This is a genomic window from Rummeliibacillus sp. TYF005 (assembly GCF_003844195.1).
GTDB lineage: Bacteria > Bacillota > Bacilli > Bacillales_A > Planococcaceae > Rummeliibacillus.
Genome location: NZ_ML122546.1, coordinates 23,412 through 46,540 on the forward strand (window position 1 = coordinate 23,412; position 23,129 = coordinate 46,540).

Consider the following 23,129-nt stretch of genomic DNA (forward strand, 5'->3'; position numbering starts at 1 on the left):
TTAATGTGAAAATTGAACAAATTGAGCTTTATATTTCGAATTACGAAGAAACAGTTTCTTTTTATAAAAATATTTTGGAGTTTAGATGTATTTCTGAAAATAATATAGTTGCAAATTTTCAAACAGGCAGTAGTATTTTAACTTTGCATAAGGACGAAAACAATTCTTATTATTATCATTTTGCATTTAATATTCCACCTAATCTTTTTAATGAGGCAAAAAAATGGATTCAACAACGAATATCTTTAGCAACAGAAGATGGTGAAGATGAAGTACACTTTGTTGAATCGAAAGCGAAATCATTTTACTTTGAAGATCCTGCAGGCAATATTGTAGAGTACATTGCTAGAGAAACAACTGCACCTGCAACTGAAGAAACATTTACCCCTATGCATGTTGTCAATATAAGTGAAATTGGATTAACCTCACAAGATATTAAAAAGAATATCGAAAAGATTCAGAAACTAGGTATATCATCCAAAAATAATGAACCAATTTCGTATGATCAATACCTAAACTTTATGGGTGAATATGAAGATGGGGTTTATATAATTGTAGCGCCTGTGGGGAGAAGATGGATTTTCTCAGACAAGAAAGGAATCGTAGCACCTTTACTCATTAAAACAAATCGAGGCGTTATTAACTCTAGTGAAAATTGAGTCTTAGAGGGGGAAATATAGTGAAAAAAGCAGCACTTATGATATATCCAAACTTTTCATTACAAGAAGTTACCTGTCTCACGTCATTGTTTATGTTTCATAATAAGCAGTTGGATGTGTTCGGTGCAGAACATAAAATTTATATGAGTGAGGATTATATCCAAGTTATTCCTAATAAGACCTTTGCTGAATTCAATCAAGCTGAATATGATGTACTTGTCTTACCGGGAATGATTGATTTTAAAGAAGCGATAGAAGATGAACGTAATATACAATTCTTAAAAAGTCTAAAAAATAATAAGAATATTCTAATAGCAAGTATTTCAAGTTCTCCTGTTTTGTTAGCGAAAGCAGGATTGTTAGAAGACACAAAATTTAGTTCAGGATTGTTTGAGGAAGCATTTGATATGTTTGAATTTCTTTCTAAAAGGAATGTTGTTCGGCAACCAATTACTGTAGATAAGAATATCATTACAGCAATCGCCTTCGCGTATCGTGAATTTGCGATTAAGGTTGGTCAAATGCTCAATATACCTGTTGATGAGTCATTATTTTCTGGTATTCGTAAAGAACCACCATATTCAGAAGAGGAGTTAACTTTTTATGCATCGAAGTAAAACAATCTTATTAATAGACTTGTAAACTTTACCGGAAAGGATGCTTGCAATTGAAACTTCCATTTAAACATACTTTAAGTGAGAGAAATTTTATCTTTTTATTAATGGGTAGATTCTTTAAAAGAAGCTCTTTAATATTATTTAGCTTGGAACTAATTTGGTTAACGATGGAGTTAACGAATAATTCACCATTGTATTTGTCTTTCATGGTTATGGCTGAAACTTTGCCATTTATTATTTTAGGTATTTATGGGGGCGTGAAAGCTGATAAATGGAACAAAAAAAGATTAATGATTAATTGTGATTTTCTAATTGCGATTTTAATTGGTGCTATTCCGATTATGTATTTTTCCGGGGTTCTAAATTATGTTTTACTAATCTGTATAGCAATCTTAATAAGTGTTCTAAATTGTTTTGCAGAACCTAGTTTTCGAGCTTTGTTGCCAGAATTAGTTACGAATATTAAATTACAAAGAAGTAACGCCCTTTTAGATTCAATTCAACGTGGTGCTAGTATTCTAATTCCAGCTTCAGTAGGTATAGTTGTTAAGTTTACATATCAAATTCATATTCTAACACTAGCATTTATTTTAATAAGTATATCGATTATCTTTCATTTACTGATTAACTATCATACTCATTTTGATACGAATCAAAGTGAACAAGGAACAATAGGCGAAATTAAATCTACTTTATCTTTCTTAACATCAAATAGAAGTATTCTCTTCATTGTATTTGTTCAAGGAATCAGTATACTGATCAATACAGGATTATGGCGTGTGGGATTGCCCATTTATTTAGATTCCAATTTAGGTAAAGATATTTCAACTTTCGGGATTATTACAGGGATACTTGGTGCTGCAGCATTCTCGACTTCTATTAGTCTAGGTACACTGAAAAGTTTTAATCCAATAATAGTTTTTAATATAGGAATCACTCTATGGGGTAGTGGTTTATTGATAATGGGGTTATCACCAACGATTTTTGTGATCTATTTAGCCGCAATTATTATTGGAATAGGTCAGGCGAGTGAAGGCCTTGCAAGAATTGTCATCATCCAAAAGCATGCTCCTAGCAATATGTTAGGCAAAATGTTCAGCATATCATCATCTATTAATTATACTAGTGATACGTTATCTTTAATGGTCATTGGTAGTGTGTTACCTCTTCTTTCTACAACTAGTATATTTTTAGTCGGAGGAGGAGTTATTGTACTTATTGGTTTGATGGGGATTAATTCGTTAAGAAATAATGAACCAATAAAGAACACCCTAGAGAGATAAATACGAGGGAGGAATAATGATGAAAGCAGTTATTCAAAATGAATTCGGTGATTCAAATGTATTAAAGTATACAGATGTAGTAAAACCTGTATTAGGTGAGGATGAAGTATTAATTCGCACAGCCTTTACAAGCGTGAATTTTGCAGATGTAAAAAATAGAACGGGAAAGAAAGCTAAAGGAAATTTCCCAATGGTTTTAGGTTTAGATGTAGCTGGGACAATTGAGGAGGTGGGTGAAAATAGTTCTTTTTCAAAAGGGGATCGAGTGATTGCGTTTCCTAAAAATGGCTCTTACGCAGAATATGTAGTTGCAAAAGACGCTCTCGTTTATCAAATTCCTGATGCTTTGTCATTTGATATTGCTGCAACTTTTCCAACAGTTGCAATATTGTCATACATACTTATTCATGAAATAGGACAGGTACAAGAAACAGATACAGTTGTCATTCATAGTGCTGCCGGTGGAGTAGGATCAATGCTTGTTCAACTTGCAAAACTAGCAAAAGTAAAAAGAATTATAGGTGTAGTAGGAAATTTTGAAAAAGAAGCCTATGTAAAAGAACTAGGTGCAGACGTAGTGACTACATATGACACATTTGTTGAAACTGTATTAAATTTGACAGATGGAGAAGGTGCCAATGTTATCTTCGATTCTGTCGCTGGTGATGTGACAAGTCAAAGCATGGAGTGTTTAGCGTTCTATGGGACACTTGTGCAATTTGGAAATAGTAGTGGGAGAGTAGGACACTTTAAAACGAGTGATGTTCATTCTAGTTGTAGAAATGTAAAAGGGTTCAGTTTAGGAACAACTAGAAAGCACCATCCTGAACGTTTAAAACCTGTTGCTGAAAAGGTATGTAAACTATTTGAAGAAGACTTATTAAAACTACCAATTGCACGTATATTTGAATTATGTGATGCACCTAAGGCTCATGATTTAATGGAAAGCCGTCAATATCAAGGCAAGATTTTGTTGAAGGTATGATGATTTGATATAAGGCTTAGGGGCTAACAAAATGAGTGGATCAGCCCCTAATTCTTTTAAAACTATTAAATTGTTTTGCCTTTGGTTGTTAGGAAAACTTCACCGCGTATACTTGGCTATAAAGAAAGAGCAATTCATATAGCGCATCCTTGTAGGATAAATTAAGAAACAGATAGTTCTATGCTTGGAACAAAAACATTTCGAACAACCAAACAAATTATCTATATCTTATACATACGTTCAGAAAAGGACAACTTCCCAAAAGGGAGAAGTCTGTCAAAAGCGAGATTGAATTCATATATAGATTATTTGGTGTAGTATCTTAATTCACAGATTTATAGTCTATTGAGGGACTATATTTCTAACAAATTATATTAGCACAAGAACCATCCATGTCATGTGTAGAAAGAATATCCCGCTATATAAGAACATGATGAAAGAAAGTACTACACGCCAAACATTCGTTAACCTTGTAGGGAAATTTGATTTCCACAAAAACAAAATGAAACCAGATAAGAAAACCTTTATTCCAAGAATCGTTAAGGGCGAAAACGAACTCAACAGTGGGTTCGCTTCTTCAATCCATTGATTGCTGAGTCCCCAAGCCGTACAAATGCCATCTATTAGATTTAACACCAAAATGACCAACAGCATCCTTTTGATATCGAACAAATGAATCGTTGTATATCACTCCTCGCTATAAGCGCAAGCTCTCCTTGTCGCACTTTTCTTTCAAACTCTCCATAGGATGTTCTTTTTTATCAAGTTATTAAACAAAATTAATGAACTCTTTTGCATTAATCGCCAAAAGCCCAATCATGACTCCTACGCCGACTATTAAATACATCACATTGTAAAGATTTTTCTTGGATTGGTTCGCGGAAATAGCTCAATTTCAAGGCTACTTGGGATCAAGCTAACCCGTGAGAAGTAGGTCGCCTCCAGAGTGCGCCAGCCTTCAATTTATGTGTAATAGAGAACACTAGGTAAATTAATGAGAAGTAACGTTGATAGGAAAGATAAAAACACTTTTTCTTTGAATGAATGCATTAAATCTTTAAGTATCGGTTTCTAGTTAGGATGAATGAAATCATGATGACGCTCCTGTGAATGGTGTTATTAGTATAGGAAATTTACCTTAGATTTATATATAAATTTGAAAAATACTCGAAATTAAATAATTTCACTATCGTCTTATAAAAAATAACAGTATTTCAGTAAAAGAATCGGAAAAATTCTAGAGCATTGCCCCAATAAAGTAAGCAAACAAACTTTGGTTTACCAACGTTTGTTTGCTTTTTCTTTTTAGAATACTTCTGTACCTAATAGATGGCCTCGAATTAGCGACCTACACCTTGAAAATGTTTCATCCAATTTTCTTATGATGGTGTTCTGACGTTCATTGATAGTTTCGTGATGTAATCCTTTAATTCGTGGAAACTTTTTATAGACGCAAAATAGCTATAAATCAGCCTAAAATAAAGAAGAACGATTATGGTCTATCCCAAAGTATAGTCATTATTAGAAAGAATCCGATGAATGCAATAGAGACGAGTATTAATGCAATTAGAGATAATGTTTTCCAGATGCCCTTTTTTGAAATAAGTGTAAAGATCCAAGATAATATATATGAAAGAAACATAATTTGGTATAAGTAATCAGAAAAAAATTTGAATTGAGACCCTAAGAAAAGTGAACTGATACTAAAAAGAAGCAATAATATTGATAAAATCCCTGTATACTTCCTCATTGAAACCTCCGTTAAAATCCATTTAATAAATCCCTCTAAAATGTATATATGGTATAATTATGTATTATAAATGCGATATTCTATTATTATATGTTAATTAAATTGAAAATTGAATTATTTTCTTTATAAAAATTTCGCGTGGGTGGAGGTACTTATGAATCAATATAATTGGGAAGAGGATTACAAATCAAACGACATTTTATGGGGATTAAAGCCAAATGAAGTGTTGACTAGATATGTAAAATTACTACCGGATAACGGAAAGGTTTTGGATATAGGAATTGGTGAAGGTAGAAACGCACTATTTTTTGCGAAGCTTGGCTTTGAAGTAGAGGGGATAGACCTCTCGCAAACTGCAGTTCAAAGATGTAAAGAATTATCTAATAAGTTGGACGTTCAAATAAATGCCAGTGTAAATGATATTCTATCATTCGATATTTCTTCTGAAAAATACGACTTAATCATTTTATCTAATGTATTAAATTTTTTCACACCAGATGCAATAAGTAAAATTATCAATAAAGTAAATGCAGGCTTACGAAAGAATGGACATGTTTACATAAGTGCTTTTAATATAGATGAAGCTAGTATTAAAAATATAAAGAAGAAATATGAAGAAATAGATGAGAATACATATTTTAATCATAACAAAAACATGAATCTACATTATTTCACGGAAACTGAGTTTAAAGGATTAGTTTCTGAATATGAAATTATTAGTTTTTCCAATTCATATTCTTTGGATTTATCGCATGGTAAACCACATTATCACAGCAGTTTTGAGATCTTATCGAGAAAATAATATATTCATTTTGTTCATTTCTATTGGTAATCTAAGCAAATTTTTAAATTTTAAATTTATGGTTTATGGAGGGGGTTATGCAATCAAAGTTAAGTATCAAAAAAAGAGATAGAATTAGTGAAGTAAAAATAATGCTGATGTATCTATTAATATTTTACTTGATGTGGGCTCTAAAAGAACTTTGGTTTGTAAAGTATATTGATTTATTTGATGAAAAAACCTCAGCGATATTTGAGGCAATAGTTAAGTTTTTAATTTGGATAGTTCCTGCTTGGTTATATATAAAATACTATCTAAACAATTCACCAGTTCACTATTTAAAACTGAATGTTAATGTAAAGAAAGGATTACTATGGGGAGCAGTTCTATCACTCGTGCTTGGTTTATATTTTGCATTTGGAACTTATATTCTTAATGGAAAATCGTTTCAATTTTCACTGTCTTTTGACGACTATCTTAATTCTTTTCTTATGGCAGGTATTGCTGAAGAAATTGTTTTCAGGGGATTAATTTTACAAGAGATTAATAAAAAATTTACTTTTTGGAAAGCGAATATCATTACAGCTTTATTATTTTTAATAATACACTATCCAATTTGGATTTATAATTCAGAGTTTTTCGTGTTTGGGAGTCATATATATATTTTCGCTGTTGGTTTACTTTTTGGTTTTGTTTACAAGAAGACGGGTTCATTATGGTCAGTTGTTATTTTACATATATTTCATAATTTTATTGTTACGATCAGTTAGCTTTTAAAATATGGGTTCAAGTAAATAATGTAAAAACCAATAAACGAACAAGTTTGACTTCATCGAACAACAATTGAGGCACGACTTTAAGTAAAGTTTTTTTAAACTCTAAATTAATGCCTTATTAATAGGGAGGAAAATGATATCAAGAAGAAAATTATATGGTTTGCTGTTGGTCTAATTATATTCATTATCGTGGCGTTTCCTTTTGGTTTCTTTTATGTATTAAATAACGGAAATCCTTATACAAAATATATAGCAAATAAAAATGTTCCAGTCTATTTAGAGAAAAAGGGTTATACGAAAAAGGACATAATGGAAGCAAGTTACGTAGAGCCGAAATATATTATAAATAAAGATTTTTATCATGGCCATTACATGGTTATTTTTAAAGATGAACAAGATGTGACATACTATTATGGAATCACCAAAAAAAGGAAAACAGTTAAACAATTTTGTGAAAAAGATAAATTATTATCTGATGGTGTTACAGATATTTTTGAAGGTAAGACAAAACACAGTGAAGGAAAATGTGTTAATTCTCTAGAAAATCGAAATTAAATGTGATTCAATGAAATCTCTAAAATTTATCATTGCTTAATTAAATAAACAGGTACGATTATGAATAACAGAAAAAACGATCAAATTTTTAGCTCAAAGCAACATTAATAATTGTGGAGCGGAAGACGGCAAGATCTCGTAAATGCATGTGCGAATTCCACACAGGTACAATAGAATATAGGTTAGCTTAATATAAGGAGATAAAAAGTATATGGATTTCTACGAATGAAAAAGCCGATCCTCTTAGTTGAGAATCGGCTTTTTGCTTCTATTTATTCAAAAACGTATTAATTGCTTCATTCGCTAATTTTGTTTGAATCACATCAGTCATCGGAGGATTATATAATCCTGCACGCACATTTAAATAATAACGGTGCATTGGATTGGATTCTGATAATGCCCTTGCTCCTACAATTCTCATCGCAAGATCAACAACTTTCATCGCTGCATTTGTTACGTGAATTTTTGTAACTTCTAAAGGTTCCTTAAAGTTCGCTTTATCATCACAATGTTCATATCTCTCGATCGTTCCATATAACATATGTCTTGCTGTTGTGAGAGTTAGTTCCATTTCTCCTATCATGTGCTTAATATTAGGTGCTTCAGCAATAGGTTTACCTAAAGAAGTTGGAATATAAGATGTAGCAAATTTCATCGCATAGTTTCGAGCTGCTCTTGCTATCCCTATATAACATGCAGGAATGTGTAATTGCCAACCTTTCGTTCCTTTGGCTCTTTGAGCGCTTGTTTGCAAAATGTATGTACTTGGAACACGTACATGATCTAATATCAACGTTTGACTGGCAGTTCCTCTCATGGCTAGTGAATCCCATGAATCTTCCAATGAAATGCCTTTAGTATTACTTGGAACAAGTATAGATTCCACTTCATTATCTCTATTTGTGGCAGTAATGATGAAATGAGTTAGGGCCGGAGCTGCAGATGTGAAGATTTTTTCTCCCGTAATAATTAACTCATCGCCATCTTTTACAACAGTTGTCGTAGGTAAAGCTCCGCGAGTTGGACTCCCTGCATTTCTTTCTGATGCTGCTGTATTGATAAGGCCACCATCCGCGATGGCATTTAGTACGATTTTAGCAGCTTCTGGATTCCAATGTTGACTTTCCACATATTCTAGAATCGTACCATTTGACCAACCAAGAGCAAGAGCTGTAGAACCACATCCAACTGCAATAGTTTCTTGAGCTAGAATATATTCATATAAGCCAAGACCTAGACCACCATATTCCTTAGGTAATGTCAATTTTGTATAATCTATTTTTTTCAAATCCTCAAGATTTTCAAATGGAAAAGATCCTCGAATGTCTAATTGAGGTTCACGCTTTTGAAAAACAGGGATTAATTCCTCAAGCTTTGCTATTAAGTCTCTTTGAGTATCTGTTCGTAAAAAACTATCCATGATAACGCCTCCCAATCTTTATTCATATCATACATCTTATTCCTACTTTATTTCTATGCTTAATGTGAAAAATTGTCGAATTCGAGAAAGCTTGTTATGACTTAAAAAAATAGTATGTTATCATAGAACCAGATTATCCTGAAAGGAAGATATTAATGAATTCACCATTCACATTTATACATTCTGCGCCAAAAGATATGGAGCATGGAAAATTATATCCTGCCGTTTTTTTAATGCATGGTATGGGAAGCGACGAACATGATTTACCAGGATTATTAAATGATATTAAAGATCAATGTCACATATTTAGTCTACAAGGCCCCATCATACATGAACCAGGTTATGCATTCTTTACAATTGAAGAGTTTGGCAAACCTCATAGAAAAGTATTTGATCAAGTTGTACTCCATATTATGAATTTTATAGAAGAAGCTCTTACCGAATATTCAATTGATGCAGAAAAAATCTTTTTAATGGGATTCAGTCAAGGTGCAATTTTAGCAAAATCTTTAGCTTTTGCAATGGGAAAAGAAAAGTTAGCTGGAATTGTAGCATTAAGCGGTTATATTCCGGAATTCGTTAAAAATGAATACAAAAAACATTCTATTGAAGGTATGCCTGTTTTCATATCACATGGTACATATGATATGGCACTTCCATATCAATGGGGAGAAGCAAGTAGAGACTTCTTTATTGAAAACGGTGCAGATGTTACATTCAAACGTTTTGAAGACGGACATGGTGTTACACCAGAAATAGCTAGTTCATTGGTCATATTCTTAAAAGAGAATATGTTATAATAATAAAATTACCAAGACCATTTTCTTATATAGAAAATGGTCTTTTCTTTTTTTGCATATCCATAATATAACATTATTACCATGGTGGTTATAAAGATATATACATAATTTTACATATTGGTGCTATACTTATTCAGGTGTCGTCATTGGTCTCTATTGATAGTTTATCCACTAAAAGTATTACTATTTTTACATAGAATAAATATTTAAAAAAATAATTAGAAGATGCACTAATTAGGTTTTATTCATTTAAACTATGCAAAGGGTATATATTATCTATATTGCTTAAATAAGGCATGAAATAATTTAAATATGTTCGTAGAATTTGATTCTTACAGATAGAGGTTATTGGTAGGTATTTAATGTATTAGCTTTGGCTATTTATAAAAATTATAAAGATCAAACACATATACAATGTTATGTAAAAAACATTTAGTATAGTTAGATAAGATAAATAAGTCAAAAAAGTTAAACCAATACTCCAGGATTTTTAGAATGAAATATATGGAAATGCTTAGTTATTAGGGTCATTCGTTTTAGCGTTTTATAACTATAAAATTGCGATTACTATAAGCCTATTTTCATATTCTTGCAAGCAGAAAATAGAATATGATTTAAAATATAAATAAATTAATAATTTTATACTAAAAATTAACGTTATGGAAATTAACTGAATGATAACTCATTCATTAATTTGACTTGCAATATAGAATTATTCTTTGTTGGAGAAGGATCAATAGTTGTACCTGACAAAAATCTAATCAATAAAGAGATAAAAGGGGATTTTTACTTTGTCATTTAAAAAATTATCGAAATTAGTGTTAATTAGTGCAATTACAGGTTCTGTCGGAACAGCTTTTTATGTTGAAAATCCATTCAATTTGCAAGAATTACAAGCAAAAGCAGCAACTGCAAACTACTTAACAACAGCAAATGTGAAGTTCCGTCAAGCAGCTGGTTTAAATGGTAAACTGCTCTTTGTATTAAAAAAAGGAAATAAAGTGAAAGTTATTTCAACTAAAAAGGTTGACGGCATTAATTGGGCTAAAATACAATGGCAAGATCATGTGGGCTGGGTAGCAAAAAATTATTTAAAATTAAACGAAGAACCTAAAAATACAACAATTTCCGTAAAAGAAACAGTGAAAACAACAGCGAATGTCAACCTACGACAATCAGCATCAACAAAAACAACAAAATTGGCGACAATTCCGAATGGAACCAAACTTACTGTTACAAAGACCACAACGGTTAATAATGTGAAATGGGCTTATGTAAGTTATAACGGGAAAAAAGGCTGGGTTTCATATTCCTATTTAAAAAAATATCAAGCCACAACATTAACGACATTATCAGTGAAAGAGACAGTGTTAACGACAGCGAATGTAAACCTACGTAAATCAGCATCAACAAAAACAACGAAATTGGCGACAATTCCGAATGGAACCAAACTTACTGTTACAAAGACCACAACGGTTAATAATATGAAATGGGCTTATGTAAGTTATAACGGGAAAAAAGGCTGGGTTTCATATTCATATTTAAAAAAATACCAAGCCACAACATTTACGACATTATCAATGAAAGAAACAGTGAAAACAACAGCGAATGTCAACCTACGTAAATCAGCATCAACAAAAACAACAAAATTGGCGACAATTCCGAATGGAACAAAACTTACCGTTACAAAAACTATGACAATTAATAATGTGAAATGGGCTTATGTAAGTTATAACGGGAAAAAAGGCTGGGTTTCATATTCCTATTTAAAAAAATATCAAGCCACAACATTAACGACATTATCAGTGAAAGAGACAGTGTTAACGACAGCGAATGTAAACCTACGTAAATCAGCATCAACAAAAACAACGAAATTGGCGACAATTCCGAATGGAACCAAACTTACTGTTACAAAGACCACAACGGTTAATAATATGAAATGGGCTTATGTAAGTTATAACGGGAAAAAAGGCTGGGTTTCATATTCATATTTAAAAAAATACCAAGCCACAACATTTACGACATTATCAATGAAAGAAACAGTGAAAACAACAGCGAATGTCAACCTACGTAAATCAGCATCAACAAAAACAACAAAATTGGCGACAATTCCGAATGGAACAAAACTTACCGTTACAAAAACTATGACAATTAATAATGTGAAATGGGCTTATGTAAGTTATAACGGGAAAAAAGGCTGGGTTTCATATTCCTATTTAAAAAAATATCAAGCCACAACATTAACGACATTATCAGTAAAAGAGACAGTGTTAACGACAGCGAATGTAAACCTACGTAAAACAGCATCAACAAAAACGGCTATTTTAGTGACAATTCCTAAAGGTACAAAACTTACTATTTCTAAAACTACGACGGTTAATAATGTGAAATGGGCTTATGGAAGCTATAACGGGAAAAAAGGTTGGATATGTTATTCTTATTTAACAAAAGCAACAAATACAACAGCAAGTAAATAAAGTTTAGTAACTAACAGCATCATTTTAGATGAACAAACAAAATTATATAATGAGCCAGATAACAAAAGCAGTATCATTGCAATTATTCCAAATGGCTTAGAATTAGAAATAAAAGTAACAAAGATTATTAAAAAGTGAAATGGGCAAACATACAAAGTAAATACTTAAAGGGATGGTTTGTAATGCCAACACTTAAAAACTAAAAATTAATTAAAATATAATTCAGAATAATAAAAAAGGTTGACATTTTCATGTTGAATCTTTAATATAACAGTTAATAAATGGTTCGAATGGATAGCAATTTCGGTAGCGAGATTGGTCCGATGAGTTGAGATTAGAATAGTTAAGCATAGCTGAGAAATTGAAGAATAAGAGTAGTAGCATATTTGACATTGTATAGAGAGTCAGCGTTTGGTGTAAGCTGATCAATGTAGTGTGTGAATGGACTTATGAGAGCATCCGTCAAAACAAAGTGAGTAATGGATGACGTCTAATCCTCGTTACGGATTTAAGAGGGAGTTTCAAAACTTCAACTTGAGGTGGCAACGCGGTCAATATCGTCCTCATGAAAGAGTACATCTTTCATGAGGGCTTTTTTATTTTTTTAGCTAAACGATTTGAATCTTTTTTCTCAAATTTGAACATTAATAGGAGATGATTTTTGATGATCGAGCAAGAAAATTATAGAACGACTGTAAAAAAGCTCAATGGTGATTCTTTAACGCCCATCTTAATCTTTCAAAGATTAAAGGGAAAACGGAAATTCTTACTTGAATCTGCTGCGAAGTTCCAAGAAGATGGCAGATATTCTATGATCGGCGTTAACCCGATCAAATCGTATAGTGGTAGTGATAATAAGCTAATAGAAAAACAATTCTATACGGGAAAAGAATACAGTTATGAAGGAGATTTACTATTACTTTTAAAACGAGTAATGCCTAGAATCACTGGTCCTTCCGAGTTTCCTTTTACTGGGGGCGCAGTTGGATATATCTCATATAATACAGCGGTGAATTCGCAGCATCCTAATACCTTAAAAATCCCTAGTGTAAATTTCTTTATCTACGAAACGCTTGTTATATTCGATCACCTGCAAGATGAAGTAATCATTATTCATACAGAAATAAATCCAGAACAACAAAAAGTTGATTTAGATTATTTAGTTAAGGAAATCCAAACGCCGCTTACCGATAAAGAAGAGAAAGGTTATGTGCTTTCATCTTTTACAAGCGACATTTCAAAGGAACAATTCTTAAAACAAATAGAAAAAGCAAAATCTTATATTCTGGATAAAAAGGTTAGTCAAATCGTGATATCAAGACAGCAACAAGCAACTTATTCAGGAAATGCATTTTCTATATACAGAAAATTAAGAAAACAAAACCCATCTCCATATATGTATTACATGGATTTTGATGATCATATTGTTTTAGGTACATCACCAGAAAGTCTAATTAAAGTCACAGATGATGTAATTACTGTAAATCCAATAGGTGGAACTAGAAAACGTGGCATGAATGAAGCGGAAGATCAACTTCTTGCTAAAGAATTATTAAATAATGCTAAAGAACAAAATGAACACGGCATGTTATTAGAAGTAGCCAAAAAGGATTTACTTCAAGTGATTCAACCAGGAACATTGCAAGTAAAACAATATATGAAATTAGAAAGATACGAGCATGTCATGCATTTAGTTTCTACTATTCAAGGAAAGTTATCGCCTGTTTATCACTCATTAGATGCTTTAATGTCAACTTATCCTGCTGGTGCGATAACAGGTTTGTCAAAAAGAACTGCAATAGAATTAATCGATCAAATAGAAACTGCTCACCGGAATATTTTTGGTGGAGCAATTGGATATATAGGTTTTAATGGCAATATCGACTTTGCTATTACCATTAGATCGATGCTATTAAAAGATGGAATTGCTTATATACAATCTGGGGCTGGTATTGTCGAAGATTCAGAAGTGGAAAGAGAATTTGAAGAGACAATCGAAAAAACAAATTCTTTGACCGCATTGTCAAATGTTGAGTAGAGCTGAGAGAGGAGAGGTTGTCAATGCAACAAGCGATTGAAAAGGTTAAAAACAACAAACATCTATTTTATGAGGAGATGTTAGATGCCGCAAAGGAAATGTTCCAAGATGATACACCACTTGAAGAAATAGAAGAGTTTTTGATAGCTTTATCGAAAAAGGGAGAAACCGCTCAAGAAGTTGCAGGTCTTGCCACAATCATGAAATCATTTGCTTTATCGGTTCCGGCTGAAATGGATCGTTATATGGATAATTGTGGAACAGGAGGAGATGGGTGCAATAGCTTTAATATTAGTACGACATCTGCTCTTGTTTTAGCTGCTGCGGGGGCTAAAATTACCAAGCATGGAAATCGTAAAATTTCAAGTGCCGCTGGAAGTTCAGATGTACTAGAAGCATTAGGCATCCATACTGATTTGACTATTCCAGAAACTCTTAAATTATTGGAACAAGAAAATGTTACTTTTTTATACGCACCGAATGTGCATCCAAAGCTAAAACGAATTGGTCAAGTAAGAAGAAAAATTGGTAAACCGACATTATTCAACTTAGTAGGGCCGTTAACAAATCCTGTTGATTTAGAAACTCAATTTACTGGTATATATCGACAAGATTTTCTGATGGAATATGCAACTGTGATGAAAATGTTAGGAAGAAAAAGAGGGATTGTTGTTACAGGTGCAGGTGGAATGGATGAGGCTTCTCTAGCAGGACAAAATCAGTTTGTTCTTGTTGATCATGAAGATTTAATTCCTTTTTCTCTTCGTCCTGAAGATGTTGGATTAAAAGAAGCACCTATAAGCGCTATTCGAGGTGGTAATCCTGATGACAACGCGATTATATTAAGAGAATTGTTAAAAGGTAAAAGAGATGCTTACTTTGATGCAGTTGCTCTTAATACAGGAATTGGATTATTTGCATATGGAACTGTTAGCAAAATTAAAGAAGGCGTTGAACTTGCAATCGATACGATTGAGTCTGGAAAAGCATTAGAAAAATTGGAAGCTGTAATAGCCTTTAGCGAAGCACATCGAAAGGAGAAAATCCTATGACAACTATCTTAGATAAAATTATTGCTGAAAAAAGAAATGAGGTTTTAAGACTTAAAAAGGAATCTACTCAACTAAGTTTTGAAGTATCAAAAAAGCCTTCTCTTTTTGAAAAATTAAAAAATGCTAAAAATCTTCAAATCATTTCAGAAATTAAAAGGTCTTCACCATCAAAAGGGGTTATCAATAGTACCGTAAATCCAGTTCATCAGGCACTAGATTATGAAAAGGCTGGTGCAGCATGTATTTCTGTTTTAACCGATCAACCGTTTTTTAATGGAAGTTTTAATGATTTGAAAAATGTCACTCAAATTGTAAAAATCCCTGTTCTTTGTAAAGATTTTATCATTGATGAAGTTCAAATTGACTTTGCAAAAGCACATGGGGCTTCTGTTATTCTACTAATCGTTGCAGCACTTTCTAAAGAGGACTTGTCAAAATTATATCATTATGCGACTGATCAAGGATTGGAAGTATTAGTAGAAGTTCACGATGAAGAAGAACTTAAAGTCGCGTTAGAAATTGATGCAAAACTGATTGGCATCAATAATCGTAATTTAAAAACTTTTGAAGTTGATTTAAAGCATACAGAAAGAGTAGCTAAATTATTCCCATTTCATGAAGATCGAGTATTAATCAGTGAAAGTGGTATTAAGGATTCTACTGACGCAAAGTTTGTTGCAGAAATTGGAGCAAGTGCAGTTTTAGTTGGAGAGACATTAATGCGTAGTGGTGATATTGAAACAACATTACACTCACTTCAAGTTCCAAAAAGAAGTGTACGAATATGATTCCAAAAGTTAAAATTTGTGGACTGATGGAAGAAGAAAATGTCATTTCGGCTGTTAAATCCGGTGCTGATGCTATTGGATTTGTTTTTGCAAAAAGTAAAAGACAAATTTCCATAGAGAAAGCGGCACAGTTAGCAAGACATATCCCAGATCATGTATTAAAAATTGGTGTATTTGTAGATGCACCTTCTGAATATATACTACAAGCTTTTAAAGAAGTGCCTCTAGATTATGTTCAATTTCATGGAAATGAATCGAATGAGGATATTAAGAAAATCGGTGTTCCTTCAATTAAAGCATGTTCAGTGAAAAGTGAAGAGGATATAGAAAGAGCACTAACATATGACACAGACTTTTTACTTTTAGATGCACCTGGGGTTCAATTTGCTGGTGGAAGTGGCAAAACTTTTAATTGGGATTTATTAAATAACCCCTTATTAAAAGATAGAAAAGTAATTCTTGCAGGTGGTTTAAATGCTTCGAATGTAAAAAATGCCATTAACATTGCACATCCCTATATGCTAGATGTTTCAAGTGGCGTAGAAAATAACGGAAAGAAAGATAATCTTTTAATACATCGTTTTATGGAAACAGTAAAAGGAGAGTGTATCGCTAATGGTTAAAGAATTAAATGAGCAAGAAACAGGACGATATGGAAAATTTGGTGGACAATTTGTTCCAGAAACTTTGATGACTGCCTTAAATGAATTAGAAATAGCTTACAATGAAGCAACAAAAGATCCATCTTTTTATAAAGAATTGCAATATTATCTAAAAGATTATGTAGGTCGAGAAAATCCTCTCTATTTTGCTGAACGTCTAACAAAGAAAATTGGAGGAGCAAAAATATACTTAAAGCGCGAAGATTTGAATCATACAGGTGCGCACAAGATTAATAACGCATTAGGGCAGGCACTATTAGCAATAAGAATGGGCAAAAAGAAAATTGTTGCGGAAACAGGTGCAGGTCAACACGGCGTTGCAACCGCTACTGTCTGTGCACTTTTTGATCTTGAATGTGTAGTATTTATGGGGAAAGAAGATGTAAAACGCCAAGCATTAAATGTTTTTCGGATGGAGTTACTAGGTGCTAAGGTTGTTTCCGTTGATAAAGGCGGCGGTACTTTAAAAGACGCAGTCAATGAAGCGCTCCGCTACTGGGTAACAAATGTAGAAGATACACACTATATTTTAGGTTCTGCTACTGGCCCCCACCCATTTCCTAGAATAGTACGTGATTTCCAACGAATTATTGGGGTGGAAACACGAAAACAAATTTTAGAAAAAGAAGGAAGGTTACCAGATGCAATTGTTGCATGTGTTGGCGGCGGTAGTAACGCAATTGGTATGTTCCATCCATTTGTCAATGATGAATTAGTCAAATTATATGGCGTAGAAGCTGCTGGTAGTGGTATCCAAACAGGACTCCACGCTGCTGCATTTGCAGATTTAAAAGAAGGGGTATTACACGGTGCTTATATGTACTTATTACAAGATGACAATGGATTTATCCAAGAGGCACATTCCATTTCAGCAGGTTTAGATTACCCAGCTGTTGGTCCAGAACATTGTTATTTACATGACATTGGTCGAGTAAAATATTCGTCTGTGACGGATGATGAAGCCTTAGAAGGTTTAAAATTATTGTCTCGCACAGAGGGGATTATCCCAGCGTTAGAAAGTTCTCATGCAATTTATAGAGCTGCAGAGATTGCAAAAAAAATGAAACCTGAGGAAATTCTGGTCATAAATCTATCTGGTCGTGGAGACAAAGACGTAGAAACAGTAAGAGCTGCAATGGGAGGGGAAAAATAATGACAGTAAAACCGTTACAAATAGCTATAGAGAAAAAAGTAAACACAGGTCAAAAAGCATTTATCCCATACATTATGGCAGGAGATGGCGGATTAAAAGCAATAAGGAAACAAATTCTTTTCTTACAAGATGCCGGTGCAACTGCGATTGAAGTAGGGATTCCATTTACTGATCCTGTTGCAGATGGTCCAGTCATAGAGGAAGCTGGCAATCGTGCTTTAAAAGAAGGTGCGAACTTAAAAGTGATTTTAGCTGAAATTGCAGCATTTAAAGAAGAAATTCAAGTTCCTTTAATTGTTATGACATATTTAAATCCAATACTTGCATACGGAATCGAAAAATTCGTTGCAAAATGTGAAGAGGTAGGAATTACGGGTTTAATCATTCCTGATGTGCCTATTGAAGAAGCGAAATTGATTCAAGATAAAATAAAGGAAACATCCATTGCTCTTATTCAACTTGTTTCTTTAACAAGTAAAGAAGACCGGATTCAAAAAATAGCAGAAGTTGCGGAAGGATTTATCTATGCTGTAACGGTAAATGGAATAACTGGAGTACGTAGCGAATTCGGAAAATCTTTGGATGAACATATACACGCTTTAAAGGAAATTAGCACGGTACCAGTTATTGCAGGCTTTGGTATTTCTACACCTGAACAGGTAGAAGAAATAGGTTCTTTAGCAGATGGCGTTATAGTAGGAAGTGCCATTGTAAAAGCCTTTCATGAAGGAAACGAGAAATTTATCAGAGAGCTAATTCCAAAAGTTAAAGTGACTGAATAAGAACCGTATTAAAAAAGAAGAACCCGTTATGCATTTAATGGTTGCAATAACGGGTTTTTATATTGGGAAAATTAGAAAAACTGGAGACCTTGTAGAATTAGCATTAAAATAGAGACATATTATAATATATTGGAAGGCTGTGGATACTATGACTAGTTACTATCCCATTATGTTAAATATTTCAGGAAAACAAGTCGTAGTTGTAGGTGGTGGTTCTGTTGCGACTAGAAAAGTCACAAGTTTAATTAAAGCTGAAGCTCTAGTAACAGTAGTCAGTCCTGAACTCTCACCTAAGCTGCAACAATTAGCAAAGGAAAATGTGATTCAATGGAGAAAAAAATCATTTTCTTCTGAAGATATAAAGGATGCATTTTTGATCATTGCTGCTACAAATTCTACAAATGTTAATAAACTTGTTTCAAAATCTGCTAGTCCAAATCAGCTTTGCAATATTGTAGACAATGAAGCATTAAGTCAATTTATTGTCCCTTCTGTTGTACAGCGTGGACCATTAACAATCGCGGTTTCAACCTCTGGTGCGAATCCAAAACTAGCAAAGAAAATCAAACAAGAATTAGAAGTACAGTATGATGATACATACGAGGATTATATATTATTCTTACAAAAAGCCAGACGTCAAATTATAGAGAAAATAAAAGAACCAAAAGCGAAAAGTGAACTTTTAGAACAACTACTAGATTCACAATTTTTAACACTCACAAAAGCAAAAAAATTCGATGAGCGTGAACAGTTGTTAAAGAGAATTTTAAAAACGAAGACATTTTCTAAATAACTGAAATACATAAAAGATCATCGAACTTGCTGATTATGTATCTACAATATAATAAAGTATTATGAAATATCTGCACTCTAAGAATTAGACTTTTAAAGGAAGAAGGATAAATATGACTGCAAAGGCATTAATGATTCAGGGAACTGCATCGGATGTAGGTAAAAGTTTAATCTGTACAGCTTTTTGCCGCATTTTTTCGGATGACGGAATGAAAGTGGTCCCTTTTAAATCGCAAAATATGGCATTGAATTCTTTTGTAACGATTGATGGTGGTGAAATTGGACGCGCTCAAGGCGTACAAGCAGAAGCAGCAAGAGTCATCGCTACTACAGACATGAATCCGATATTGTTAAAACCAAAGCAAGACATGGTATCAGAAGTCATTGTGCATGGTAAGCATTTTATGGACATGGGTGCCATGAGTTATCGTAATGATTTTGTACAAAATGCGATGCCAATTGTCGAGCAATCTATAGATAAATTACAAAATGAATATGACATAATCGTATTGGAAGGCGCTGGTAGCCCTGCTGAGATTAATCTGAAAGATCGAGATATTGCAAATATGCGTATGGCTCATCTCACAGATGCTGCTGTTATTTTGGTAGCTGATATTGATCGCGGTGGAATGTTCGCTTCTATAGTTGGTACATTAGCTCTTCTTGATGAAGATGAAAGAGCAAGGGTAAAGGGAATAATTATTAATAAGTTTAGAGGTATGCGGGAGCTTTTAGATGATGGTGTTAAGTGGCTTGAAAAAGAAACGGGAATTCCTGTTCTTGGCATTATCCCCTATATAGATATTAATATAGAAGCTGAAGATTCTTTAGCCCTTTCATCACTACGTTTTAAAAAACCAAAACAAGGTGAGTTTTCAATAGACGTTGCGATGATACAATTACCTCATATTTCAAATTTCACAGACATCGATCCATTTTTTGATGAACCTGAAGTAGGAGTCCGTTTAGTTCGTAATTTAAAGGAACTGGGCGAACCTGATCTTTTGATCATCCCAGGTACCAAGAATACAATTGATGATTTGCAATGGTTAAAAGATGAAGGCTTTGAACAGGCAATTCATAAACTATTCGCAAGAGAAACACGTATTTTGGGGATTTGTGGTGGATTTCAAATGTTAGGGCAATTCCTCCATGATCCTGATGCAGTTGAGGGAGATGGCAGAAGTGCAATAGGACTTTCCTTATTACCAGTCACAACTATTTTCAATAAAGAGAAAAAAACTGTTCAAATGACTGGAGAAATAGTGTCTGAAAGTTTTGGCGTGTTATCGTTAACTGGTTATGAAATCCATCTTGGCAAGACAGTTATTGATGATGCAACTGTTCTACCATTTTTGAAGCTATCTGATGGACGTTATGATGGTGCTATTTCAGAGAATGGTAAGGTAATTGGTACTTATTTTCATGGTGTATTTAATAACCGTGAATTCACTCGAAAATTTGTTAATGAATTACGAATCCAAAAAGGGTTGCAACCACTCAATCAAAAAGTTCAAACTGATGCTGAACGTAGAGAATCTGCCTACCAGCTATTAGCAGACCATGTAAGAAAACATATTGATATAGAAAAGGTGTACAACCTAATCGACATTCCACTTGTATCAAAATAATGCAGTATTTTATTAGACTATAAACAAACCAATTATCTAAAGTTTGTTTATAGCCTTTTTTATAAGCGTAGTTTCATTTTGTTTTGATAAGTTTAATGATCTATATTTCTTCCTTGAAAATATAATTGTTCTTCAATTTTAATATTTTCTTTCGCTGTTGTTTCAGTTGGGGTTAGCTTAAATATGCACGTTTTACTTCCTAGTGAAGATTGATGGCGTGCTACATGTTGGAAAGATAAGGGCATGTTGTAATATCCTGCTACATATTTATCTAAGAGAGCTTGCATCGCATTGGTTGCCTCACTTAGATTATTTACAATTTCAATATCTCCAAATAACATAATGCTTAAGTAAGCAGTATCCGTATTAGCAGGAATTGGTGACACCATAGTACCTTGAAACTCACTAATAACGAAAGTAGCCACAGGATTATTTTTTATGTAATTTATCTTTTTCCCCTCAGAAGCCCCATGAAAATAGATACTTCCTTCATACCAAACGAAATTTAAAGGAACAACATAGGGTACATCATTATTCGTTAATCCTAGAAATCCGGTTTTTGCTGAAGATAATAATCCTTCTATTTTTTGTTTGTCATTACAAATTCTATCTTGCATTCTCATCTTATTTCCTCCCTTTATTATGATATAGTTTATTTAAACATTTATTTGACCATGTCAAAATAGACAGATTCAAATATTATAAACAGGACAGTTTGAAGGGGTGTAAATATGGAGCTATTTTTAAATTCAAAGGGAAAGCCTAAATACATACAAATATATGAACAACTAAAAGACAAAATTATGCATCGTGAATTAGTTGCCGGAGAGAAACTTCCATCTATTCGTTATTTGGCTCAAGAACTAAAGCTAAGTAAACATACAATTGATGCGGCATATCAACAATTATTAGCAGAAGGCTATATAAAAAGTGAAGCTAGAAGTGGTTTATATGTATTACCAATCGAAAATTTTCAAATTACACAAGAAGTGATTCAAAAACCACTTTGCATAAATAGAGAAAAACATCCTTTCATTGATTTCCATTATGGAACGATTGATGTTAACAATTTCCCCTTAACTAATTGGAGCAAATGTATAAAGCAAGCGATGGAAGAAGATTTGAATAATTTACAATATGGAGAGCCTGAAGGAGATTTAGACTTAAGAGAAGAAATTAAAAAATATGTTGCTCGTTCAAGAGGAATCTCTTGTACAGTAAATCAGATTTTGATCAACAATGGTACACAGAGCTCAGTAGCATTTATTATTCAGCTTTTAAAGTTAATGAATCACCCTGTGTTTTTTGAGAACCCTGGTTATAACGAAACTCGAAATGTCTTTCAAGTTTCAAATTGTGATATTATACCTTTACCGGTAGAAAATGATGGTGTATGTGTAAGTATTCTTAATAAAAACGAAGCTAAAGCGTTATATGTAACCCCTTCGCATCAGTTTCCATTAGGAAGCATATTATCTATTCAAAAACGATATGAGTTATTAAAATGGGCAGAAATACGAGATTCATATATTATAAAAGATGATTACAATAGTGAATTCCGTTATCTAGGAAAACCAATTCCTTCATTAAAATCATTAGATCAGTTGCAAAGGGTTATTTATTTAGGAACATTTTCAAAAAGCTTACTTCCAGCTGTTAGATGTTCATATATGATACTACCTGAGTCAATAATTAATAAAGGTAGAATAATGATTAATCAGCAAACACAAAATTGCTCTCCTATTTTACAAAAGGCTATTGCTATTTTTATGAGGGAGGGATTTTTTGAAAAGCATGTACGAAAAATGAAGACAACCTATCAAAAGAAACAACAGCTACTTATAAAAAATATTAAAGAAAAGTTAAAGGATGAAGTCGATATAATAGGGCAACAAGGCGGTTTACATATATTATTAAGATTAAAAAATATAGATGCTGAAACATTAATAAATCGTGCAAGAAAAGTCGGAGTTAAATTATATTCTACTCGAAAATATTGGATGAATTCGTCTGAATTATCAAACAGCTATATTATGCTTGGATTTGGTGGGTTAACTAATGAAGAAATAGTAACAGGAGTCACTAAATTAGAAAGTTGTTTTAAATAATAAAATTTAGGAGGGGTTAT

At 32.9% G+C, this 23,129-nt stretch carries 21 protein-coding genes and 1 other annotated feature; of the genes, 18 read left to right on the plus strand and 3 right to left on the minus strand.

Annotated elements, in window-relative coordinates; all coding sequences use genetic code 11:
• The first annotated feature begins 5 nt into the window (after window positions 1-5).
• From CW357_RS05420 to CW357_RS05435, 4 genes are read left to right on the plus strand one after another with little or no spacing between them, the layout of a single operon-like run.
• Window positions 6-659 carry a VOC family protein gene (locus CW357_RS05420; RefSeq protein ID WP_124217525.1) on the plus strand — a complete coding sequence of 218 codons (654 nt, stop codon included), beginning with the start codon at window positions 6-8 and terminating at the stop codon, window positions 657-659.
• Window positions 660-679: 20 nt separating this feature from the next.
• A complete protein-coding gene (locus CW357_RS05425; protein WP_124217526.1) occupies window positions 680-1,276 on the plus strand; it encodes a DJ-1/PfpI family protein in 597 nt (198 codons plus the stop codon).
• A gap of 50 nt (window positions 1,277-1,326) precedes the next feature.
• Window positions 1,327-2,559 (plus strand): MFS transporter, encoded by a 1,233-nt coding sequence (locus tag CW357_RS05430; protein ID WP_124217527.1) that lies wholly within the window; start codon window positions 1,327-1,329, stop codon window positions 2,557-2,559.
• 19 nt (window positions 2,560-2,578) lie between these two features.
• Window positions 2,579-3,544, plus strand: a complete 966-nt coding sequence (locus CW357_RS05435; protein ID WP_124217528.1) for a quinone oxidoreductase family protein — start codon at window positions 2,579-2,581, stop codon at window positions 3,542-3,544.
• Window positions 3,545-3,913: 369 nt separating this feature from the next.
• On the opposite strand, the gene CW357_RS18850 is transcribed toward CW357_RS05435, so the two are convergent.
• A complete protein-coding gene (locus CW357_RS18850; protein WP_367269479.1) occupies window positions 3,914-4,198 on the minus strand; it encodes a DUF5658 family protein in 285 nt (94 codons plus the stop codon).
• Between the two features lie 1,250 nt (window positions 4,199-5,448).
• On the opposite strand from CW357_RS18850, the gene CW357_RS05440 reads away from it, so the two are divergent.
• The 3 genes from CW357_RS05440 (at window position 5,449) to CW357_RS05450 (ending at window position 7,406) form a co-directional block, all read left to right on the plus strand.
• Window positions 5,449-6,096, plus strand: a complete 648-nt coding sequence (locus CW357_RS05440; RefSeq protein ID WP_124217529.1) for a class I SAM-dependent methyltransferase — start codon at window positions 5,449-5,451, stop codon at window positions 6,094-6,096.
• Window positions 6,097-6,173: 77 nt separating this feature from the next.
• Window positions 6,174-6,845: a CPBP family intramembrane glutamic endopeptidase gene (locus tag CW357_RS05445; RefSeq protein ID WP_124217530.1), complete on the plus strand. Its 672-nt coding sequence runs from the start codon at window positions 6,174-6,176 to the stop codon at window positions 6,843-6,845.
• A gap of 159 nt (window positions 6,846-7,004) precedes the next feature.
• Window positions 7,005-7,406 (plus strand): DUF3139 domain-containing protein, encoded by a 402-nt coding sequence (locus tag CW357_RS05450; protein WP_256386320.1) that lies wholly within the window; start codon window positions 7,005-7,007, stop codon window positions 7,404-7,406.
• Window positions 7,407-7,674: 268 nt separating this feature from the next.
• Here CW357_RS05450 and CW357_RS05455 read toward each other — a convergent pair whose 3' ends face one another.
• Complete coding sequence (locus tag CW357_RS05455; protein ID WP_124217532.1) at window positions 7,675-8,826, minus strand: acyl-CoA dehydrogenase family protein; 1,152 nt, start codon at window positions 8,824-8,826, stop codon at window positions 7,675-7,677.
• 155 nt (window positions 8,827-8,981) lie between these two features.
• Between CW357_RS05455 and CW357_RS05460 the strand changes: the two genes are divergently transcribed.
• The 10 genes from CW357_RS05460 to CW357_RS05505 all read left to right on the plus strand — a co-directional run bounded on the left by CW357_RS05460 (window position 8,982) and on the right by CW357_RS05505 (window position 21,001).
• Complete coding sequence (locus tag CW357_RS05460; protein WP_124217533.1) at window positions 8,982-9,626, plus strand: alpha/beta hydrolase; 645 nt, start codon at window positions 8,982-8,984, stop codon at window positions 9,624-9,626.
• 791 nt (window positions 9,627-10,417) lie between these two features.
• Window positions 10,418-12,103, plus strand: a complete 1,686-nt coding sequence (locus tag CW357_RS05465; protein WP_124217534.1) for an SH3 domain-containing protein — start codon at window positions 10,418-10,420, stop codon at window positions 12,101-12,103.
• Between the two features lie 355 nt (window positions 12,104-12,458).
• Window positions 12,459-12,671, plus strand: a binding site (T-box leader).
• A 96-nt stretch (window positions 12,672-12,767) separates the two neighbouring features.
• Complete coding sequence (locus tag CW357_RS05470) at window positions 12,768-14,141, plus strand: chorismate-binding protein (RefSeq protein WP_124217535.1); 1,374 nt, start codon at window positions 12,768-12,770, stop codon at window positions 14,139-14,141.
• 23 nt (window positions 14,142-14,164) lie between these two features.
• Window positions 14,165-15,193 (plus strand): anthranilate phosphoribosyltransferase, encoded by a 1,029-nt coding sequence (gene trpD, locus CW357_RS05475; RefSeq protein WP_124217536.1) that lies wholly within the window; start codon window positions 14,165-14,167, stop codon window positions 15,191-15,193.
• Window positions 15,190-15,981, plus strand: a complete 792-nt coding sequence (gene trpC / locus CW357_RS05480) for an indole-3-glycerol phosphate synthase TrpC (protein ID WP_124217537.1) — start codon at window positions 15,190-15,192, stop codon at window positions 15,979-15,981. The genes trpD and trpC overlap by 4 nt, the downstream gene beginning before the upstream one ends.
• The gene (locus CW357_RS05485) at window positions 15,978-16,604 is read left to right on the plus strand and encodes a phosphoribosylanthranilate isomerase (protein ID WP_371683790.1); all 627 of its coding nucleotides are present in this window, start codon (window positions 15,978-15,980) and stop codon (window positions 16,602-16,604) included. The genes trpC and CW357_RS05485 overlap by 4 nt, the downstream gene beginning before the upstream one ends.
• Window positions 16,597-17,796: a tryptophan synthase subunit beta gene (gene trpB / locus CW357_RS05490; protein WP_119416763.1), complete on the plus strand. Its 1,200-nt coding sequence runs from the start codon at window positions 16,597-16,599 to the stop codon at window positions 17,794-17,796. The genes CW357_RS05485 and trpB overlap by 8 nt, the downstream gene beginning before the upstream one ends.
• Window positions 17,796-18,578: a tryptophan synthase subunit alpha gene (trpA, locus tag CW357_RS05495; protein ID WP_119416764.1), complete on the plus strand. Its 783-nt coding sequence runs from the start codon at window positions 17,796-17,798 to the stop codon at window positions 18,576-18,578. The genes trpB and trpA overlap by 1 nt, the downstream gene beginning before the upstream one ends.
• Window positions 18,579-18,726: 148 nt before the next feature.
• The gene (locus tag CW357_RS05500) at window positions 18,727-19,371 is read left to right on the plus strand and encodes an NAD(P)-binding protein (RefSeq protein ID WP_119416765.1); all 645 of its coding nucleotides are present in this window, start codon (window positions 18,727-18,729) and stop codon (window positions 19,369-19,371) included.
• 112 nt (window positions 19,372-19,483) lie between these two features.
• Entirely contained in the window at window positions 19,484-21,001 is a 1,518-nt protein-coding gene (locus CW357_RS05505; protein ID WP_119416766.1) for a cobyric acid synthase, read from the plus strand.
• A 92-nt stretch (window positions 21,002-21,093) separates the two neighbouring features.
• On the opposite strand, the gene CW357_RS05510 is transcribed toward CW357_RS05505, so the two are convergent.
• Entirely contained in the window at window positions 21,094-21,624 is a 531-nt protein-coding gene (locus tag CW357_RS05510) for a pyridoxamine 5'-phosphate oxidase family protein (RefSeq protein ID WP_124217538.1), read from the minus strand.
• A 108-nt stretch (window positions 21,625-21,732) separates the two neighbouring features.
• On the opposite strand from CW357_RS05510, the gene CW357_RS05515 reads away from it, so the two are divergent.
• The gene (locus tag CW357_RS05515) at window positions 21,733-23,109 is read left to right on the plus strand and encodes a MocR-like pyridoxine biosynthesis transcription factor PdxR (protein ID WP_124217539.1); all 1,377 of its coding nucleotides are present in this window, start codon (window positions 21,733-21,735) and stop codon (window positions 23,107-23,109) included.
• The last annotated feature ends 20 nt before the right edge of the window (window positions 23,110-23,129 follow it).

Bases quoted from the DNA above. Each gene is read 5' to 3' on its own strand.
- CW357_RS05435 (WP_124217528.1), top strand. From the start codon at position 2,579: ATGAAAGCAGTTATTCAAAATGAATTCGGTGATTCAAATGTATTAAAG.
- CW357_RS18850 (WP_367269479.1), bottom strand. From the start codon at position 4,198: ATGCTGTTGGTCATTTTGGTGTTAAATCTAATAGATGGCATTTGTACG.
- CW357_RS05440 (WP_124217529.1), top strand. From the start codon at position 5,449: ATGAATCAATATAATTGGGAAGAGGATTACAAATCAAACGACATTTTA.
- CW357_RS05445 (WP_124217530.1), top strand. From the start codon at position 6,174: ATGCAATCAAAGTTAAGTATCAAAAAAAGAGATAGAATTAGTGAAGTA.
- CW357_RS05455 (WP_124217532.1), bottom strand. From the start codon at position 8,826: ATGGATAGTTTTTTACGAACAGATACTCAAAGAGACTTAATAGCAAAG.
- CW357_RS05460 (WP_124217533.1), top strand. From the start codon at position 8,982: ATGAATTCACCATTCACATTTATACATTCTGCGCCAAAAGATATGGAG.
- CW357_RS05470 (WP_124217535.1), top strand. From the start codon at position 12,768: ATGATCGAGCAAGAAAATTATAGAACGACTGTAAAAAAGCTCAATGGT.
- trpD (WP_124217536.1), top strand. From the start codon at position 14,165: ATGCAACAAGCGATTGAAAAGGTTAAAAACAACAAACATCTATTTTAT.
- trpC (WP_124217537.1), top strand. From the start codon at position 15,190: ATGACAACTATCTTAGATAAAATTATTGCTGAAAAAAGAAATGAGGTT.
- CW357_RS05485 (WP_371683790.1), top strand. From the start codon at position 15,978: ATGATTCCAAAAGTTAAAATTTGTGGACTGATGGAAGAAGAAAATGTC.
- trpB (WP_119416763.1), top strand. From the start codon at position 16,597: ATGGTTAAAGAATTAAATGAGCAAGAAACAGGACGATATGGAAAATTT.
- trpA (WP_119416764.1), top strand. From the start codon at position 17,796: ATGACAGTAAAACCGTTACAAATAGCTATAGAGAAAAAAGTAAACACA.
- CW357_RS05500 (WP_119416765.1), top strand. From the start codon at position 18,727: ATGACTAGTTACTATCCCATTATGTTAAATATTTCAGGAAAACAAGTC.
- CW357_RS05505 (WP_119416766.1), top strand. From the start codon at position 19,484: ATGACTGCAAAGGCATTAATGATTCAGGGAACTGCATCGGATGTAGGT.
- CW357_RS05510 (WP_124217538.1), bottom strand. From the start codon at position 21,624: ATGAGAATGCAAGATAGAATTTGTAATGACAAACAAAAAATAGAAGGA.
- CW357_RS05515 (WP_124217539.1), top strand. From the start codon at position 21,733: ATGGAGCTATTTTTAAATTCAAAGGGAAAGCCTAAATACATACAAATA.